This is a genomic window from Halobacillus dabanensis (genome assembly GCF_900114165.1).
Classification (GTDB): Bacteria; Bacillota; Bacilli; order Bacillales; family Halobacillaceae; genus Halobacillus; species Halobacillus dabanensis.
Window position 1 is genome coordinate 563484 of sequence record NZ_FOSB01000002.1, and the last position, 17571, is coordinate 581054.

At 41.7% G+C, this 17571-nt stretch carries 19 protein-coding genes; 4 read left to right on the forward strand and 15 right to left on the reverse strand.

Annotation, left to right across the window (positions count from 1 at the left end):
* Nucleotides 1-247: 247 nt before the first annotated feature.
* The 12 genes from BMZ58_RS05800 to BMZ58_RS05855 form a co-directional block, all read right to left on the reverse strand.
* A complete protein-coding gene (locus BMZ58_RS05800; RefSeq protein ID WP_075035596.1) occupies nucleotides 248-1240 on the reverse strand; it encodes a C40 family peptidase in 993 nt (330 codons plus the stop codon).
* Between the two features lie 24 nt (nucleotides 1241-1264).
* The gene (locus tag BMZ58_RS05805) at nucleotides 1265-2329 is read right to left on the reverse strand and encodes a dipeptide epimerase (RefSeq protein WP_075035597.1); all 1065 of its coding nucleotides are present in this window, start codon (nucleotides 2327-2329) and stop codon (nucleotides 1265-1267) included.
* Between the two features lie 11 nt (nucleotides 2330-2340).
* Nucleotides 2341-3504 carry a DUF819 family protein gene (locus BMZ58_RS05810; protein WP_075035649.1) on the reverse strand — a complete coding sequence of 388 codons (1164 nt, stop codon included), beginning with the start codon at nucleotides 3502-3504 and terminating at the stop codon, nucleotides 2341-2343.
* Nucleotides 3505-3620: 116 nt separating this feature from the next.
* Nucleotides 3621-3938, reverse strand: coding sequence for a DUF3870 domain-containing protein (locus BMZ58_RS05815; RefSeq protein WP_075035598.1), 318 nt, complete (start codon nucleotides 3936-3938; stop codon nucleotides 3621-3623).
* Nucleotides 3939-4614: 676 nt separating this feature from the next.
* Entirely contained in the window at nucleotides 4615-5067 is a 453-nt protein-coding gene (locus BMZ58_RS05825) for a hypothetical protein (protein ID WP_075035600.1), read from the reverse strand.
* 589 nt (nucleotides 5068-5656) lie between these two features.
* A complete protein-coding gene (locus BMZ58_RS21740) occupies nucleotides 5657-5854 on the reverse strand; it encodes a DnaD domain-containing protein (RefSeq protein WP_139207297.1) in 198 nt (65 codons plus the stop codon).
* Nucleotides 5770-6378 carry a helix-turn-helix domain-containing protein gene (locus tag BMZ58_RS05830; RefSeq protein ID WP_075035601.1) on the reverse strand — a complete coding sequence of 203 codons (609 nt, stop codon included), beginning with the start codon at nucleotides 6376-6378 and terminating at the stop codon, nucleotides 5770-5772. The genes BMZ58_RS21740 and BMZ58_RS05830 overlap by 85 nt, the downstream gene beginning before the upstream one ends.
* A 207-nt stretch (nucleotides 6379-6585) precedes the next feature.
* On the reverse strand, nucleotides 6586-7983 hold the full coding sequence (locus BMZ58_RS05835) for a YjiH family protein (protein ID WP_075035602.1): 1398 nt from the start codon (nucleotides 7981-7983) through the stop codon (nucleotides 6586-6588).
* A gap of 21 nt (nucleotides 7984-8004) precedes the next feature.
* Nucleotides 8005-8967 carry an agmatinase gene (speB, locus tag BMZ58_RS05840; RefSeq protein WP_075035603.1) on the reverse strand — a complete coding sequence of 321 codons (963 nt, stop codon included), beginning with the start codon at nucleotides 8965-8967 and terminating at the stop codon, nucleotides 8005-8007.
* Nucleotides 8968-8996: 29 nt separating this feature from the next.
* Complete coding sequence (locus tag BMZ58_RS05845; protein WP_075035604.1) at nucleotides 8997-10412, reverse strand: NAD-dependent succinate-semialdehyde dehydrogenase; 1416 nt, start codon at nucleotides 10410-10412, stop codon at nucleotides 8997-8999.
* 13 nt (nucleotides 10413-10425) lie between these two features.
* Nucleotides 10426-11775, reverse strand: a complete 1350-nt coding sequence (gene gabT / locus BMZ58_RS05850; protein ID WP_075035605.1) for a 4-aminobutyrate--2-oxoglutarate transaminase — start codon at nucleotides 11773-11775, stop codon at nucleotides 10426-10428.
* A gap of 13 nt (nucleotides 11776-11788) precedes the next feature.
* Nucleotides 11789-12445, reverse strand: a complete 657-nt coding sequence (locus BMZ58_RS05855) for a GntR family transcriptional regulator (protein WP_075035606.1) — start codon at nucleotides 12443-12445, stop codon at nucleotides 11789-11791.
* A 392-nt stretch (nucleotides 12446-12837) separates the two neighbouring features.
* Between BMZ58_RS05855 and BMZ58_RS05860 the strand changes: the two genes are divergently transcribed.
* Nucleotides 12838-13263, forward strand: a complete 426-nt coding sequence (locus BMZ58_RS05860; protein ID WP_075035607.1) for a hypothetical protein — start codon at nucleotides 12838-12840, stop codon at nucleotides 13261-13263.
* 208 nt (nucleotides 13264-13471) lie between these two features.
* Here the strand turns inward: BMZ58_RS05860 and BMZ58_RS05865 are convergent, their stop codons facing one another.
* Both BMZ58_RS05865 and BMZ58_RS05870 read right to left on the reverse strand, forming a co-directional pair.
* The gene (locus BMZ58_RS05865) at nucleotides 13472-14206 is read right to left on the reverse strand and encodes a DnaD domain protein (RefSeq protein WP_075035608.1); all 735 of its coding nucleotides are present in this window, start codon (nucleotides 14204-14206) and stop codon (nucleotides 13472-13474) included.
* An 888-nt stretch (nucleotides 14207-15094) separates the two neighbouring features.
* Nucleotides 15095-15538, reverse strand: coding sequence for a hypothetical protein (locus BMZ58_RS05870; RefSeq protein ID WP_075035609.1), 444 nt, complete (start codon nucleotides 15536-15538; stop codon nucleotides 15095-15097).
* Between the two features lie 334 nt (nucleotides 15539-15872).
* On the opposite strand from BMZ58_RS05870, the gene BMZ58_RS21585 reads away from it, so the two are divergent.
* From BMZ58_RS21585 to BMZ58_RS05875, 3 genes are all read left to right on the forward strand, one after another.
* Nucleotides 15873-16001, forward strand: a complete 129-nt coding sequence (locus BMZ58_RS21585) for a hypothetical protein (protein WP_279626119.1) — start codon at nucleotides 15873-15875, stop codon at nucleotides 15999-16001.
* A gap of 211 nt (nucleotides 16002-16212) precedes the next feature.
* A complete protein-coding gene (locus BMZ58_RS21005; protein ID WP_167360030.1) occupies nucleotides 16213-16356 on the forward strand; it encodes a hypothetical protein in 144 nt (47 codons plus the stop codon).
* Between the two features lie 278 nt (nucleotides 16357-16634).
* Nucleotides 16635-16856: a hypothetical protein gene (locus tag BMZ58_RS05875; RefSeq protein WP_075035610.1), complete on the forward strand. Its 222-nt coding sequence runs from the start codon at nucleotides 16635-16637 to the stop codon at nucleotides 16854-16856.
* A gap of 332 nt (nucleotides 16857-17188) precedes the next feature.
* Here BMZ58_RS05875 and BMZ58_RS05880 read toward each other — a convergent pair.
* A partial coding sequence (locus BMZ58_RS05880; protein ID WP_139207290.1) for an IS3 family transposase occupies nucleotides 17189-17571 on the reverse strand: 383 nt, incomplete at its 5' end.

Below are 17571 nucleotides of genomic sequence, written 5' to 3' on the forward strand. Positions count from 1 at the left end.
TTTTTTTACCTTTTTTAATTTCCTGTAGAGAACTTCCTCTGATGTTGATGATAATTGGACAAAATAGCACCGTCTGCCGTTATAAAAATCCCAAATAGTATTTTTCCTTAATCATTTCTCTTAATTTGACGGCGATGGGATCAGGCAAGAGAACGTAAGCGATAATCTCTACATCATCATAACGTAACTACAAAACAAACAGAGCGCCCGGCATGTTTCCTTTGGACGCTCTGTTACTTATCAGCTATCAATCAATGTAACGTCTTGCACCAGCAAATTCACTGGAATAATAATCGGATTCGAAGACGTCGATGATTTCCACGGTGCTTTCCGAATTAGGAGCGTGGATCATTTGCCCATCACCGATATACATACCTACATGATGGACAGACCCTTCGCCTTCCTCATAGGCGAAGAACAACAGATCTCCTTTTTGCAAATTATCTTTGGATACAGCAGTTCCATGCTCTGCTTGTACGGAGGAATCCCTTGGTATAGTTATGCCGTGCGCTTTGTAGATGGTATGGGTGAATCCGGAACAGTCAAAACCGAAGCCGGAAGCTCCCGCCCATAAATAGGGCAGACCCAAAAACTGTTTTCCTGTTTCTATCACGTCTTCTCCATCTGGATTTGGTATGTCTTCCTCGTTTTTATAAATGGATACGTGATCACTGCTTACCCATTTCATTCCATCACTCGGTGTAGCAACGAGCACCATGCTTCCCGTCTGAGCTACTACAGGAAGGCGGGTATTGAAACTGATTTCCTTGAATTCCTGACTCTTTATCCTGTCATCATAGATGTTAGCGGTTGGTGCTGTGACTAGAGCGAAAGATTTTTTCTCTTTCAGTACACTGTAACGTTTTTGATCAGCGAGTTGATCTTTCGGCATCCAGGCCGGGTAGCCAAGTTCGTTTTTCGGTGTCGGCTGCCCATCGACAGCGACTTTCACCCAGTCCCCTTGCTCTTCCAAAATCGTCACTTTCTGTCCGTACAGAGCCTGAGTCTGCAATTCACCAACAAGCCATTTCTTCTCCTCATACGTCATGCTTTCGGTCCATTCCCACATGTCTACGGGATTACTTAAGGATGGAGCATCCAGATCCCTCGCTTGATCAGGTTCACTCCACAACGTAGCAACAGAAACATCTACATACATCTCTTTATCCTCCGCCTGTACGGAAGATCCGAAAGCGATACTCAACAGCAAAATTGCCGCTATCAGCCAATACTTTTTCATTATCCATACACCCTCCATCATAGATTAATAGAAACCGAGACCTGGTGAATCACCTACCGCCACTTCCCTTCCTTCGTAACTCATCCCCCCTTTCAATCCTTCATCTTTCATCCATAACGGTGCATCAAGATCATATAGCTTAATATTCGGGTGAGCCATAGCCAGGTGGGCAGCCGCAGTACCAGAAACGGTCGATTCCATCATACTTCCGATCATGCAGGGGATACCTGCACTCTCACAAATATCAGCAATTTGCCCTGCCCTTCTCAATCCTCCGGCTTTCATCAGTTTGATGTTCACATAATCGACGCAGTCCATCTCCACAAGGCGAAGGACTTCTCTCGGAGAAAAGGCACTCTCATCCGCCATGATCGGCAGATGAACATTGTCGCGGACATACTTCAATGCTTTCAGATCATGGGCAGACACGGGCTGTTCGATGAATTCCACATTAATACCCGCCTTTTCCAATCGTTTAATGAAATGCACGGCCTGTTTCCCGTTCCATCCCTGATTGGCATCCAGTCTTAAGCCGACTTCGTTTCCTACCGCTTCTTTCACTTTCAGCACACGCTGGAAATCCTCTTCTTCCTCATGCCCGACTTTCAATTTAAGTACATTGAACCCTTCTGCCACCCTTGCGACAGCTTCCTCCTGCATCATGGCAGGAGCATTGATGCTGACAGTCATATCTGTTTCTAATACGTCTTTCTCCCCGCCGAGCAATCGATAGACAGGGAGGTTGTACTGTTTTCCAAAAGCATCATGGAGCGCTATATCCACAGCAGCTTTGGCATTGGAATTATGGATGCAGCAATTTTCCAATTTCAAAAGAAGCTCGTTCCGTTTATTCATGTCTTCATAAAGAAGCGCCTCTTTTATCGGACCTTCCACAGCCGCTTTCATCCCTTCGAGGGAATCTCCGGTAACCTGAAGAGTCGCTGTCGCGGATCCATACCCTTCCGTGCCATCCTCTGTTATCACACGGACATCCATTACATCGATGGTTTCCACCGTGCGGACAGCTGTTTTGAAAGGTCTTTTGAGGAGGACTGTCCTTTTCTCACATATAATATCGGTAATATTCATTTTTTCACCCCTTACAGATTAGACAAGATTTGAGCAACCAGCAGACCACCGTACGTACCGAGGAACGATCCTCCAAGAGCCATCAGTACCCCGATCGGAATCAGCGACCTGTGGTAAGCTCCAGCGAGGAGCGGGGCAGATGCCATTCCCCCGATATTGGCAAGACTGGAAACACCAAGGGTGAAAAGATCCAACTTGAACAGCTTCGCCACGATCATCATGATGATGGCATGGACAGCGAGGATGACGAATCCGGAAATGATGTAGACCGGCGCCTGTCCCAACTGGGAAAAGTCCGCTCTTGAAGCGATCAGGGCAATGACGATATAAAGAAATACGTTCGCCATATCCATCGATCCCGGAACTTTGGCAAGCTTTGTCATAGCGAGCAGTACACCCAGAACCGAGACGATCAGAATCGTCCATGTCGTCGCATTCACCACCGTACCAAAGGACGGCAACAGACCGCCGATTTCTGCAGCAACGGCAGAGACGAAAATAGCTAATGACAGCAGTCCCAGCATGTGTACAAAGGAAATCGTTTTCCCCTCTTTTTCTTTATCTTCTTCAACTAGCTCAGCTGTCACTTCATCCAGATGCTCCGTGTTGGATTTCGCCCATTTGTTGAAAACGGCAGCGAACGGCACGAGCCAGAACATGATCATCACCCATGTCGAGTAGTTGATCGTATCCATAATCAACGCATAACCGAAGATATTTTCCGGCACTTCCAAAATCCCCTGGATGATGACCATATTGGCAGAACCGCCCGTCCAGCTTCCTGCCAGAGCACCGAAAGCTTCCCAAGTGTTCGGTGCATAGAAACTTTGAAATAAAAGATAAGTGATTACGAAACCGGCTATGATACTGAATGCAGCTGCAAAATAGCCGATAAGCATTTTCGGTCCGAGTTTTTTCAGCTTCCTTAAGTCACAATTGAGAAGCATCAGAAATATGAGCATCGGCAGCAGCACATTACGTACATTTCCATAAGTACTGTCAATCGTTTCCGTTGATCCGATGATACCTGTCGTCTTCAGAATCGCGCCTCCAAAATAAATAAGTACGATACCGGGAACAAACTTAAAGAACTTACTATTCGATGATTCCAGAAAAGCGACAAGGCCAGCGAGGCCGATAATCACTCCCAAGTATAGAAATCCGCTTTCGATCATCATGCATTTCCCCCTTTGAATGATGTAAATGTATAAAAAACAAAAACCCAGCCGCAAGAATTCTCTTCTTGTCGACTGGGTTTTATCCACGATTAAGTGAGATAAAGCAATCTGCCTTATATATTCATAATGTCATAATATTTCAACTGTGCTTGCTTGAAAGCGACAATCAGTGCTTTTTGCGAGGACCCGAAATAACGCTTCCGAATCGCCTGCTCGATCGATTCCTCTTCCGTCATTTTCTTTCCGGCAAACAGGCTGTGTACAAAATTGATGGTAATGTCCATCATTGCTGTACATTCGACATCAACAATTTCATGGTTTGTCGTGTCGACGACGAATCCTGCAAAAAAAGATTCATACTTTTTCGTGATGGCATTGTTTCCGGGTGCCTTGGATTCCCCCACCACATAACATGTGTGCTCTGAATACATTCTGATATGCCTCCGAATCTCTGACATCTTTTGTATGGAAAGCCTGTCCGTCCAAAGACAAACTGCCATTACAAAATGCAGAATCCTTTCGGTGTTCATTGAAATACTACCATTTTTTAAAAACGCTTTCAATATATTTTTTGAATAATCCAACAAAAATAGTATTGATATTTTAATAAAGAATTTGATTCCAAGTATCTAAACATATGATACGCTTAATCTGTCTTATAAAGGAGGCATACCATGATTGCCATAGGTCCCATACTACATATAATTGCGCTTTTCTTTCTGTCCGGTACTATTGGACTGTTGATCCGTCTTTACTATCCCAGCCTCCGAAAAAGATGGGTATTTTTGATTAACACGGGTTTTTTGTTCTTTTACTCTTTTTTGTTCCCCATGATTTTTGTTGTGTTTTATTTCTATTTTTTCCTCTCCTTTATTTCCTCCTATCTTGGTCTTTGTTTAGGGAGAGGGGTTCTCATTCTCATCTCCCGAGAAGAGCAGCGACACGCGATAAGATAATAATTTCAGGTAGGATGGTTTTTCTTTAGTTTCTGTCTTCGTGCTACACTTTTAAATAATATGGCTGTGGATCTGACACAGTGACTAATATAGCGGAAGCCGGGGCACGAAGATTTGATATAGATCTTACTTTTGGCTAGAGGAAGAAAGGTCAGGCTTCTTCTTTCTTATCCGATAGAGGAGTCAATGCTTGTCCAGGTATATATAATTCACTGTTCCCAGCACCCATCAAGTATAGTTCCAACCTCCTGTAATCCAACGCCAGCCCTTCTCTATAGAAATGCACCTTTTTTATGGTTTTAGCTACATCTAAAAGCAGCCCAGTATTTGCTTTCATATCTGTCCTCAAACCGGCAATACTATAAAACAGAAGTACATCGATTTTTTCGGTAGGTTTTTCTGTTATTTTTTTAATTTGCAGCAATTCAGGACGTCGAAAAGGAGAACCTAAATACCCTAAGTCACTGAACCTTTTGAGAACAGTTAAGTTATTGGATGAACAGTAATGAAACAATACTTTGTCCTGATAGACAATGCGTTGGACTGGAGACCATGAGTTTCCAAAATTAATAGACTTCCTATAATAGCAGAAAACATTTTTCATCCCTTATCCACATCCCGTTTAGCATATTAGTTAATAAATAAAAGTGCTGGGTTCATCTGCTAGTATGGGCTCATTAAGCTCTAAAGTATTCACTCCATACGGGATTCAATGGGGTCATTTACCTTTCACATCCTATAGTTCCCTATAAAGGGGGCAGCTGCGGAAATGGGTTGAGGGTACAAACGGTATTAATTTCCCAGGTATTGATGAAAGAATGAGCACAAGTTGTCTGGTTCTTATGCTCATTCTTCATAAAACTTAAAAGGAGGACTTCACTTACCGTTTTGTCCTCGGCTGTTTCTCTTCTTTGCGATCGTGTTGTTGTGCGTTTTTATTCGAAAGCTTTCTGTTTCCCTGCGCCATGATTATCCCTCCCTTCGCTCTTATTATTTCGAAAGTTAAACGTTTTATTAAAGCACAGGGATAGTTCCTCAAGCCTTATAAGGCAAATTCTGAGACAAACCAAGAATGCTTGCTTACTCCCTTACAAAATACAGAAGTTTTTATGTATTAGGAGGAGATAATAGATTTTTGTACATTTCCTCAGCACCGAACCGTTGTAATTTTATATAGATTCTGGCTTTGGTTGTCAACATTTTACATGACGAGTCCGTATGTACCCTTGATAAACAAGGAATTTCACGAAATGTCCCCTTCCCAAGCTGGTCTTCTTGTACTCCTTCTTGGCTTGTTTTGCCGCTTTTAGGGCGCGGACTCCCGCTTGCTCCCACTGTTTGAGAATGCCTTCCCAATAGCTGTAGAAAGGTTTGTCGCTCTCGACCGTGATTCTATCAAGAGATCATCAGACATCTCTTCACACCACTGGTTGTTTTTTTCTGTGATGAACGGCAACAACGTCTCGATGTTTGGCTCATGAAAATGATGGGCATTCTCGTCTTGCTTTACTACTACTTCTTCTTTTTCTTTCGTTTCGTTTTGTTTAATTAATGTGTTCCACTTTCCGTTCTCATTGCCGTTCGACTTGCCGCCACTGTTCTCCTCCACACTGTCGTTCTCGTTGTCCACCTCTTCATATAAAGGGAGTATCCGGTAGATGGGAGCCTGGTTGCCAGATCTCGAAGTGAACGTGATATATCCTTTCTCCACGAGTTCCTTGCGTGCTTTACGGATGTTGCTTTCGCTCAAATTGGATTTCACACAAAGGACGGTCATCGAAGCAGTAAACTCTTTTTTCCAACGGGATTTGTTATTCACATGCATGAGGCTGTACCAAAGGTTGATGGCAGCAGATGTTAGAGGGTTGAATTCCTGGTGATCGTAGAAAGCGTTGAGGGCTTTGATATAGTTCATTAGGATTCTCCTATTCTTATGGAAAGATGGAGGGTTTGTGCATAGAAAAACACTTCCTCGATTCTATAATCGAAGGAAGTGTGCGTCTGGTGTCTATAAATGGGAATTATTTGTTTGAATAGACCTTTGATCATACTATACTTCCCATGATAAGCATTCAGTTATCATTTACATATATAGGAAGCGCTAGAACCGTCCCCGCGCTTCCTAGAAAAAGAACAGGTGAGCCATAGCAGCAATTATTGGTAAAGTAATTAATGTACGCTGTAGGAAAATGACGACAAGATCGACGAAACCAACAGGAATTTTCGACTTGATCAACAATATTCCTACTTCAGACATGTAAATCAGCTGAGTCACGGACACAGCGGCAATAATGAAACGAGAAAGCTCACTCTCAATGCCACTACCCACGACAGCAGGCAGGAACATATCCGCAAATCCGACAAGGATCGCTGGGGCTGTTTCAGCGGCGGAAGGGATTTGCAAAAGATTCAAAAGCCAAATAATAGGGTAGGAAAGATATGTAAACACCGATGTGAATTCAGCTAAAATCAAAGCGAGGGTTCCCAGTGCCATCACAAGTGGCAGGAGTCCAAACCAGATATCGATAACGTTATGGATACCTTTCTTGGCAACTTGTTTGAATCCTTGTATTTTTTGAGCTTTTTCGAGTGCTTTTTCAAGTCCCCATTGGAAGTTCGATGTATGCTCTGGAACGGCTTCACTGATTTGTTTTCCAACAGGTTCATAATATTCGTCTTTCTTATTTGATAAAGGTGGAATGCGCGGACAAATGACAGCGGCGGCAAAACCTGCGACTACGATGGTGGCATAGAACGGAATAAAGAGATGTTCGAGTCCAATAAACGTGATGACAACTAAACTGAAGGCTATGGAAGCGACCGAAAAGGTTGTAGCAATCACAGAGGCTTCCCGCTTAGTGTAGAACCCTTCTTCATATTGTCTTGTAGTTATGAGGACACCTACCGTTCCGCTTCCCATCCATGAAGCAAAGGCATCAATGGAGGATCGTCCGGGAAGTTTGAAAAGTGGATACATAATCTTGCGGAAAATGGAACCGATAAACTCCATCAATCCGAATTCTAAAATAAGTGGCATCATTAAGCCTGCAAATAAGAACCATGTGGTAAGAACAGGTATCAAAGAATAAAGGACGGTTCCGCCTGTAATGTCGGCATACAGCCAACCAGGTCCCCATTGAAAAATCGTGCAGATCGCAAATACTGCCCCCATAATCCGGATGATTAACCAAATAGGGTGAAGATTGAATAAGGACTGGAGAAACTCAGATTTTATCACCCAGCCAGGTTTAGCAACTTTCGTATAAATCGCCCCGAGGGCAGACAGTGCCAAAATAATCGTCATAAAGATATAAAGATATCCTTCAAAAAAGGTTTGAAAGAATTCGGCCATGATGCCGACACCAATCGTGACTTTCCCATCGTAGTAGATTGGTGCTAAGAAAAGCAAAGCACCAATCAACGATGGTATGATAAACATCATATAATCCTTTTTTGAAAAAGACGTCGAATACGTTTCTTCTTTAAATTCGTCTACTTTTTCTTGCGAATGCAAAGAAATTCCCCCTTACCAAAAAATTAGTTATCTGGTCAGAGCCTTTTGTTCCGCTCTCTTTTTCATCGCGACAAGACTGATCATTTCGTAACCGACAGCAGAAGCAAGGCCTGCAGTGATTTCTCCTGCATCATGTGTAGGTAGAACCTCTACTAAATCGAATCCTACCAGGTTGAGACCATGTAGTCCTCGTACACATTGTAACGCTTCATAACTTGTCGGGCCTGCCACTTCTGGTGTCCCTGTTCCTGGCGCATAGGCAGGATCGACGAAATCTATATCGAAACTTACAAACACAGGATGATCAGGGCCGATTTTTTCATGCACCCGCTCGAGTACTTTTTCTACGCCCACTCTACGGACGTCATTCATCGACCATACTTCAAACCCTAAGTCTTCCGCATCTTTAATGTCCTCCGGTCCATAAAGCGGGCCTCGTAAACCGATTTGAATCGAACGGTCCATATCCAGAAGTCCTTCTTCTACAGCCCTTCGAAATGGTGTGCCGTGCATATATTTCTCTCCATAATAGTTGTCCCACGTGTCTCCGTGAGAATCAAAATGAACAAAAGCCATTTTGCCATATTTCTTATGGAAGGCGCGGAGATTTCCTAAGGAGATGGAATGATCCCCACCTAAAATAATTGGGGTGACGGATTTGTCGAGAAGTGGTTCCAAGCCCTCCACGATGTTGTCGTACGTGCGATGAATATTCCCTGGGATGACATCAATATCGCCATAGTCCACACCAGATGCAAAATCAAAAATGTTGATGTCCTGATCCGGATTGTAAGGACGAAGCAGTACGGAAGATTTACGAATATGCTGAGGACCTCCTCTCTGTCCGGTCCGGTTGGATACTGCCGTGTCAAAAGGAACGCCTAAAACGGCAAAGTCCACATCCTCTTCCGTTTTGACCGCCTGCAGTCTCATAAATGTACTCAATCCACAAAAACGTGGAGATAGGGAAGAATCTATTGGTTTATACATCTGAAAAACTCCTTTTCTAGTTGTAAAATTTATAGCCCTAATGAAATGTATTTCGTTTCAAGGTATTCCTCAATCCCTTGTGGGCCGCCTTCTCTGCCCATCCCGCTTTCTTTAAAGCCTCCAAATGGGGCCTGTGCTGCCGATGGGGCTCCATCATTCATGCCGACAATGCCATAATCAAGAGCTTCAGATAATGTGAGCGCTTTACTTATGTTTTCCGTAAACAGGTAGGCGGCTAATCCGAACGGCGTATCATTGGCTCGTTCGATGGCCGATGCTTCATCCGTAAAAGAAGTGATCGGAACGACAGGACCGAACGTTTCTTCCGTCATGCAAAGCATGGAATCTGTTACATTTTTCAAGATGGTTGGTTGAATGAAGAAACTTTCATCGGAAGCATCTCCTGCGCCTCCAGTAACCAGTTCCGCCCCATTCTCAACTGCATCGTCGATATGACGAATGACTTTTTCATAGGCTCCTTGATCGATTAATGGACCGATATCTGTTTCGGAATCCAGACCATTTCCCACTTTTAAGGCTTGGACTTCTGATTTCAGTTTCTCGGTAAAAGGTTCAACGATTGATTCGTGGACAAAGAATCGGTTGGAACAAATACACGTCTGTCCAGCATTTCTGAACTTAGAAGCCACAGCTCCTGCGACGGCTTTATCAAGATCGGCATCTGGAAGGACGATAAAGGGAGCCTGCCCACCCAGTTCTAAGGAGATCCGCTTCATCGTGTCTGCAGACTTTTTCATCAGCAGCTTCCCGACTTCGGTCGATCCTGTAAAAGAAAGCTTCCTGACTCTTGAATCGGACAACCAGACATCACTGATTGTTTCCGCATCCCCTGTCAAAATATTGATCAACCCTGGAGGGGCGCCTGCTTCATTGGCTAATTCAACTAACCGTATCGCTGTTAATGGCGTTTGCTCGGCTGGCTTGATCAGCACTGTGCATCCCGCGGCAATGGCCGGGGCCACTTTTCTTGTGATCATCGCTGCAGGGAAATTCCATGGGGTAATGGCCGCTACGACGCCAACAGGCTGTTTCTGGACGAGAATTCGTTTGTCTGGTTTCGATGCCGGAATGGTTTGACCATAAACCCGCTTCGCTTCTTCCGCAAACCAGGAAATGTAGCTGTTAGCATAAGCAATTTCCCCTCTCGCTTCTTTAAGCGGTTTGCCTTGTTCCTTCGTCATGGTCTCTGCCAACTCATCCGTATGGTCTTCAATTAATTGAAACCATCTATTCAGAAAGGCGGATCTTTCATTTGCCGTGGTATGTTTCCATTGGTTGTAAGCCTGATGAGCCGCTTCAACCGCACGCTTGGCTTCTTTCTTTCCTGCATCCGGTACAGAAGCCAGCCATTCCTGGTTGATTGGATTATAAACATCGAATGATTTTTCTGTTTGTACATTTTCTCCATCAATAAAAATATTCATGGATAAACCTCCTTTACACGAATTGGGGTGCGTAACAGTTCTTCATTGCATTTTCCAAAAGATCCAGTCCCTCTTCCAGTTCTTCATCCGTAATGACAAGAGGCATCAAGAAGCGGATGACATTTCCGTACAAGCCTGCGCCCAAAACTAATAGACCATTTCGCTGGGCTTCTGCGATTATCTTTTGTGTCAACGCTTTGTCCGGTGTTTTTATTTCTTTATCCTCGACAATCTCTATGGCGATCATGGCTCCAAGACCACGGACTTCCCCAATACAATCCAGATCAGCAGACAATCGACCGAACCTTTCTTTTATAATTTCACCGATTTTACCGGCACGCTCATTCAATCTCTCGTTTTCAATCACATCAATTGCGGCTATCGCTGCTCGGCAGCCAAGTGGGTTCCCACTATATGTACCTCCTAGTTCACCAGGACCCGAAGCATCCATCACCTCACTTCTGCCAATCACTCCACTGATTGGTGTCCCTGCTCCAAGAGATTTAGAAACAGTGATCAAGTCTGGAACAACATCATAATGGTCAATTGCGAAGTATTTCCCTGTCCGGCCAAAACCCGTCTGGATTTCATCTGCGACAAAAAGGATGCCATGTTCCTCGCACAACGTTTTTACTGCTTGTAAGAATTTAGGATCAGGAACGATAAATCCTCCCTCTCCCTGGACAGGTTCTATCACTACCGCTGCAACCATCTCTGGAGCGACTTCTGTCAGGAAGAATTTTTCGAACTCTTCAATCGAATAATCACAGTACTCCTCATCGCTCATCCCTTCAGGTTTGCGGTAAGGGTAAGGGAAAGGTGCTTTATAAACCTCCGGAGCAAAAGGTCCAAAACCGAATTTATAAGGCTTCACTTTGCTCGTCATTGACATTGTCATCAATGTTCGCCCGTGGAAAGCGTTTTCAAAAGTGACAATCGATTTCCTGCCCGTGTACTTTCTAGCTATTTTTACTGCGTTTTCAACCGCTTCAGCACCGCTATTCTGCAGTAAAACCTTCTTGTCATAATCTCCAGGAGCAAGATCGGCGAGTTTTTCCGCAAGCTCTACATATGGCTCGTACATCATAACGTTGAATCCTGTATGAATGTATTGATCCACTTGGTCATGCAGCGCCTGTTTTACTGTCGGATGGCAATGGCCGACATTGATTGTGCCGATCGCCCCCGCAAAATCAATGAACGTGTTGCCATCCACATCTGTAATTTTGGCTCCTTCTGCTTTTTCAGCAAAGGTTGGGAGCCCACAACTGACGGCATCCGGCACTATTCGGTGACGCCGCTTTAAAAGCTCTCCCGCTCTCGGTCCTGGTAATTTTGTTTTTATTGATGCATGTTTCGTCATTTAAAATCCTCCCTTAATTAAAAATCGACGTCCGTTCAGAAAGGTCGTTAAGTGTGGAAAGCATGTGAGCTTCAATAGCTTTTTTCGCAGCCTCAGCATCCCGTTTTTTCAAGGCATCTATCACTTCCTTGTGTTCTGGAATAGACAGGACTTGATTTAACGGCGTAGTGTAGAAGTTATCTCTTAAAATGAGGTAACAGTCGGACCACTGATTCAACTTTTCTATTTCCTGAAGCAAGAATTTATTTTCAGCTACTTTAGCTGGGTAAGCGTGGATTTGTCCATTAATCCGTAAAAACTCTTCATAATCCTTATCCTCGTAAGCCTTTTCCTCTTCTTCTAGAAGCTGGTCCAACTCTTCAAAGTTTTCCTTCGTCATTTGATGGATTGCTAATTCTACTGCATAACTTTCGAGCACAACCCGAAGGTTAAACACATCTTCAAGCTCCTTGTCAGATGGATCACAGACAAAAGCCCCACGATGTGGAATCAGTTCAATCAGTCCCTCATTTTCAAGGCGATTAAAAGCAGCTCGAATCGGCGTCCGACTCATGTTCAGCTCCTTACCTACCCATTCTTCTGTTACACGCTGGCCAGCTACTAACCGTTTTAACATGATAGCGCGTTTGATTTTTCCATAGGCTATTTCTTCGTTCTTTTGTTTGTTCATATTTTCTACCACCAATTGTTTTCATAGATTGTATACAATCTGAATATACAATTATTCTATAACAAAACTATTCAGATTTCCACAACTTTTCTGAATTTTTTATATGGGATAGTACATTCAAGACAATAAAAAAAGAGTATGATAGGGAGGTTCCTTGCCCCATCATACTCTAGTATTCTATTATTTGACTGCTACATGAAAGCGCTGGTGAAAGCTCTAGTACTTCCTCTTTTCAGTCACCTCCCTCCACCTGAAATGGAAGTGATCTACCTGCGTATCATGAAACTAAAAAGGTTTTTGGGTCTTTGCTAAGTACAAAATGAACAAGTGGGATACAGGGGTTGCTAAATCTATGATAATATTACATTTTAGTTTTAAAGGAGGGGGAAATAATGAGTAAATTACTAGCAACATTGATTTGTGGTAACCTTACCGCTATAATCTTTGCAATATATTTTACAAAAGACCCGAACATGTTTTGGATTAATTTATATGGAATTTATTATGTAGTTTTTTTAGGGCTGTTTTTGTTAGCTTTTCCTTTTTCATTTTTGATAGAAAAAATGGTCAGGAAGCTTGATATAGGGAGGTTCTTTATTAAAGTAGGGTTATATATTTTTTTAGGAATTATAGCAATGGTGTTACTCTTTCCAATCATCCTCCATTGGAGTTCTATGGCTATCATAGTGGCTATTGTTTTCCCTTTCATTCTCCATATGGTAGAGAAAATACCTGAAAAATATAAAAGGATGGCTGTTATAATTTGGGTGATTTTCTCGATCGTTTTATTTGCATTAATATACTACCGTATGGGATGAAAAACATTTAAGCGCAGGGGTGGTTCTAGTGCATCTTTATTTCAGTCACGTCCGTCCACATGAAAAGGAAGTGTTTTACTAAGAAAATAAACATTCCCTGTGTATCATGAAGCAAAAATAGACAGTCTCGTGTCCTTGCTATTGTGCGGAGTGAACTTGTTTCTTTTTTAAGACCTTAATTTTAATTATCCTACATTCACATGAGGAACTATCCTGTATCATTTATATGCCTAGGAATCGCAAGAACCGGCCCCATGCTTCTTCCCAAACCGGTCTTCTTGTTCTTTTTCTTGTGCTCCGTCCTGACTCGTTCCACCGCTTTCAGGGTGCGGACTCCCGCTTGCTGCCACTGTTTCAAGAAACCTTTACAATAGCCGAAGAAAGGCTTATTTCTCTCGACTGCAAGCTTTATCGATGCGATCACGAGTTCATCCGACATCTCTTCACAACACTGGGTGATTTTTTCTCTGATGAACGGCCACAACGTCCCGATGTTGTTTTCGTAAAAATGATGTGGGTTCTCCTCTTGCCTTTCTACTACTACTTCTTCTTTTTCTTTCGTTTCGTTTTGTTTAATTAATGTGTTCGAGTTGCCAGTATCGTTGCCGTTCGACTTGCCGCCACTGTTCTCCTCTCCATTGTCGTTCTCGTTGTCCATTTTTTCATATAAAGGGAGTATCCAATAGACGGGAGCCTGGTTGCCAGATCTCGAAGTGAATGAGACATATCCTTTCTCCACGAGTTCCTTGCGTGCTTTACGGATGCTGCTTTCGCTCAAGTTGGATTTAATACAGAGGACGTTCATCAAAGCAGTGAACTCTTTTTTCCAACGGGACTTGTTATTCACATGCATGAGGCTGTACCAAAGGTTGATGGCCGCAGATGTCAAAGGGTTGAATTCCTGGTGATCGTAGAAAGCGTTAATAGCTTTAATATAGTTCATTAGGATTCTCCTATTCTTATGGAAAAATGGAGGATTTGTGCATAAGAAAAACACTTCCTCCATTCTATAATCGAAGGAAGTGTGGGTCAGGTGTCTATGAAATGGGAAGTTTTTTCTTTTTGAAAAATTTTTGAATATACTATACTTTCCATGATGAGCAATTATGTATCATTTACATATATAGGAAGCAAAAAAAACATCCCCAGGCCTGATATGTTTAATACAGGAGCAATTAAAAATGTTTTTTTAATAATCTATTCCCTTCTTTATATTGATAGCACTTCTTCTAAATGTTTACTAGCACGAATTAATGATTGATTATTTGCCAATTAGTTCTAGAGAATAATTTTAGGTCTGCTCTAATAGAAGACTTGATTATATGGACTGATGATTTTAATGAATTGTTAGATAGTATGAAATAAATCAATGGCTATAACAGAAGCTGCTGATAAAAGTTATATAAGCACACGAATGAGATGATTGACGAGCAGAGGAAAGCAAATACTTGAAAATTCCAATTTTTCTGAGGAGGGGAGGATGAGTAACTGAAAGAATCCAACTTATTAGCTGTTTCTGCATAGCAGGATTTCATGGCGACTTCGAACGCCTCCATGACAAACAATTGTGAAAGGCCCTTTACTTAACATTTTAAAAGGAGTTCTTATTATTCTTTCATAAACAACCTTTTAACATTTTCAAATCCAAATTGTGGTTAATCATTGGTGCTGCAGGCACAAAAGTTAAACCCCTTATACAAAAAGACATCGGAGTTTAACTTTACCTGTTTAAATTCTATTCCACGTTTTTTTACTAATTTAACTTACTAGATAGCAGAAGGGATATATATACCTCTTACAAATAAGGAAACAATATTTAGTTAAAATACATTTACTTCAGACTATCTAGTCGGTCGATTTCAGCAGCAATATCCTCATAATTCATAGATTCTAAATCATTATGTAGTTCTTTTAATGAATTAAAATATTCTTCTTTTTCAAGCTCGGTATCTTCCATTTGTAGAATATATCCTTCCAAATATTTCGCCCATGATGCAGAAAATTTCTTCTTTTTTTCCTCATCACTTTTAGCCAACTCTTGAATCTCATTAATTAAAGCTTCACCATCCGAGAGTAAAAATATTGTTTCTCCATCATTCACCTGCTCTATTAATGTAGAGGGTTGCTCTGTTTCCCATGGATATTTTCCCCCAACGTCTATGGTTCGTCCTTCAGATCCTGCTTGGTTACTATTCCCGCCTGTTTGACAACCGATAAGTAAGACTATGCTAATAATAGCCACTGAAACTGAACTTCTAAAAATAGTTTCCTTCATTAAATTTCACCAACCTTAGGTTATTTTCTTTGTAATTCTACCATATTGTTAGGTTAATGTAAGAGTTTTCCCCATTAAATTTCAAAATTATAATAGTATTACCTTTTATCCATCCGCAGGATATAATAAAATATTCGATATGAGTCATTGTCGCCCCTTGAACATGGAGTAGTTGTTGAATCTAATGAATGTATGTTCAAGTTTGTGTGTTTTGGCACAAATCCACAGCAGGGCACCCACATAGCCTGTTTAATCCAAAATTCTCACTATAGTCAAACTCGTGATGGGTAACCCTGTAGGGTAACAAAGGTTATCACAACATCTCCATCAGCAAATGAAAATGGCTGCTATCTCCATTGCTGATGATGTCTCTAATGTGAAGACCTTTCCCTTTAATACCTCAACTGCTTGCTTCATCGAAGATTCTGTCCTTTCTATTTCCATTAATGTGTTTTCTGCTTAACAAACAGGTTGAACGACTATTGACGTATCGTGGTTAGCCTATCAAAGAAATGAGATTAAACCAGTTTGGTCCTCTTCTCACAAATTGCTTTCCGTGGCGGAAAAAGAGGACCGTGTCCTTGCAATTGAATGTTAAGAAAATGGTTCGGATAGCATGACGTTTCTATACTTGGATAACAAAGAATAGCTCCCTATCACAATCGGAGAAAAAAGTGGATGAGAAAAAGAATTTCTTAAAAACGAATACAATCGGAAAAGGGTCGATAAGCATTTTTCCAACGATAGATAGTTTTGAACATGGAGAAGCAATCACCATTCAAGCTTTTCCTTATAAAGGATGGGAGTTTATTGGATAGAGGTATTAAGGGAAACACCAACCCATTAAACCTAAACACTAGAAGATGAGATGAACATTATTCCATACTTTGAACCTATAAAACATTTTATCATTATCTCTCTCATGGGAAGGCAATATTATTAGAGAGTATTATTAGAGAGTATTATTAGAGACTCCTTAGCCTCTATTTATAAAGATGGCGAGGAAATTTCCCTTCGGGCAATAGCAAAAGACGATTGGAAATTTATAAGATAGGAAGGAGCACAACTGATACCTACCGTGGACATTATATTCAAAATGAGTACTATAAAATTTGTTCGTGCTGTTTTCGAAACGAATAAAGAAGATACAGAATCAGCAGTTCCTGATGAAGATACACCACTAGTTTCGGAGCTTGAACCAACACCGGCCCCTACGCCAGACCCAGAACTAATCTTCTGTAGGGGTGAATGGGAAGGGAAATGTCACCATCAGAATCTATCAGGTTCTCAATTAAAGAAGGAGCAGAAGTACAACTGACTGCAGAACGTAATAAAGGTTGGATTTCCTGATTTCCACCGTAAAAAACTAAACCTAAAACCTACACTCTTTCAACATCCGTAAAGGGGAAGGTAACATCATTTCCTCAAAAACTATTGCAAATGCAAATGAAACCATAACAATAGAGGCAATACCTTCAAAAGGCTGGAAAATTATAGATTGGAAGGGTGAACTCACAAAGCAATAATCGTATAATATCTTTAACAATGAATGCTGATAAACATGTCACAGCTATATTTATTTTAGAAACCACTGAATAAATGAAAAGAGCGGGCCGATTGGGTAGTGACCCCTAAAAGTTAGAGTTTTTATTATGAAGCTGATTGGCTGGTTTGAGTCCGGTATTGGATGGGACTTAAACCAGCCAATTTTGCTTTTATGCGTTCATGATTGTAGTAGTCCATGTATGCTTCTAGTTTTCCTTTAAGCTCTTCATAAGAAACCAGTTCTTCTCCATAATACATTTCCTGTTTCAGAATCCCGAAAAAATTCTCCATGGCCGCATTATCTGCGCAGTTCGCTTTCCTGGACATACTTTGGAAGATGCGATGTTTCTTTAAGGTTTTCACCCACTTGTTGTGTTGGTAATGCCAGCCTTGATCAGAGTGGATGGTTGTCCGGTATTTGGCTTCCGTTTGGATAGTTTCCAATACTTCATTCAACGGCTTCAGAACAAAGTCCAGGGTTGGTCGTT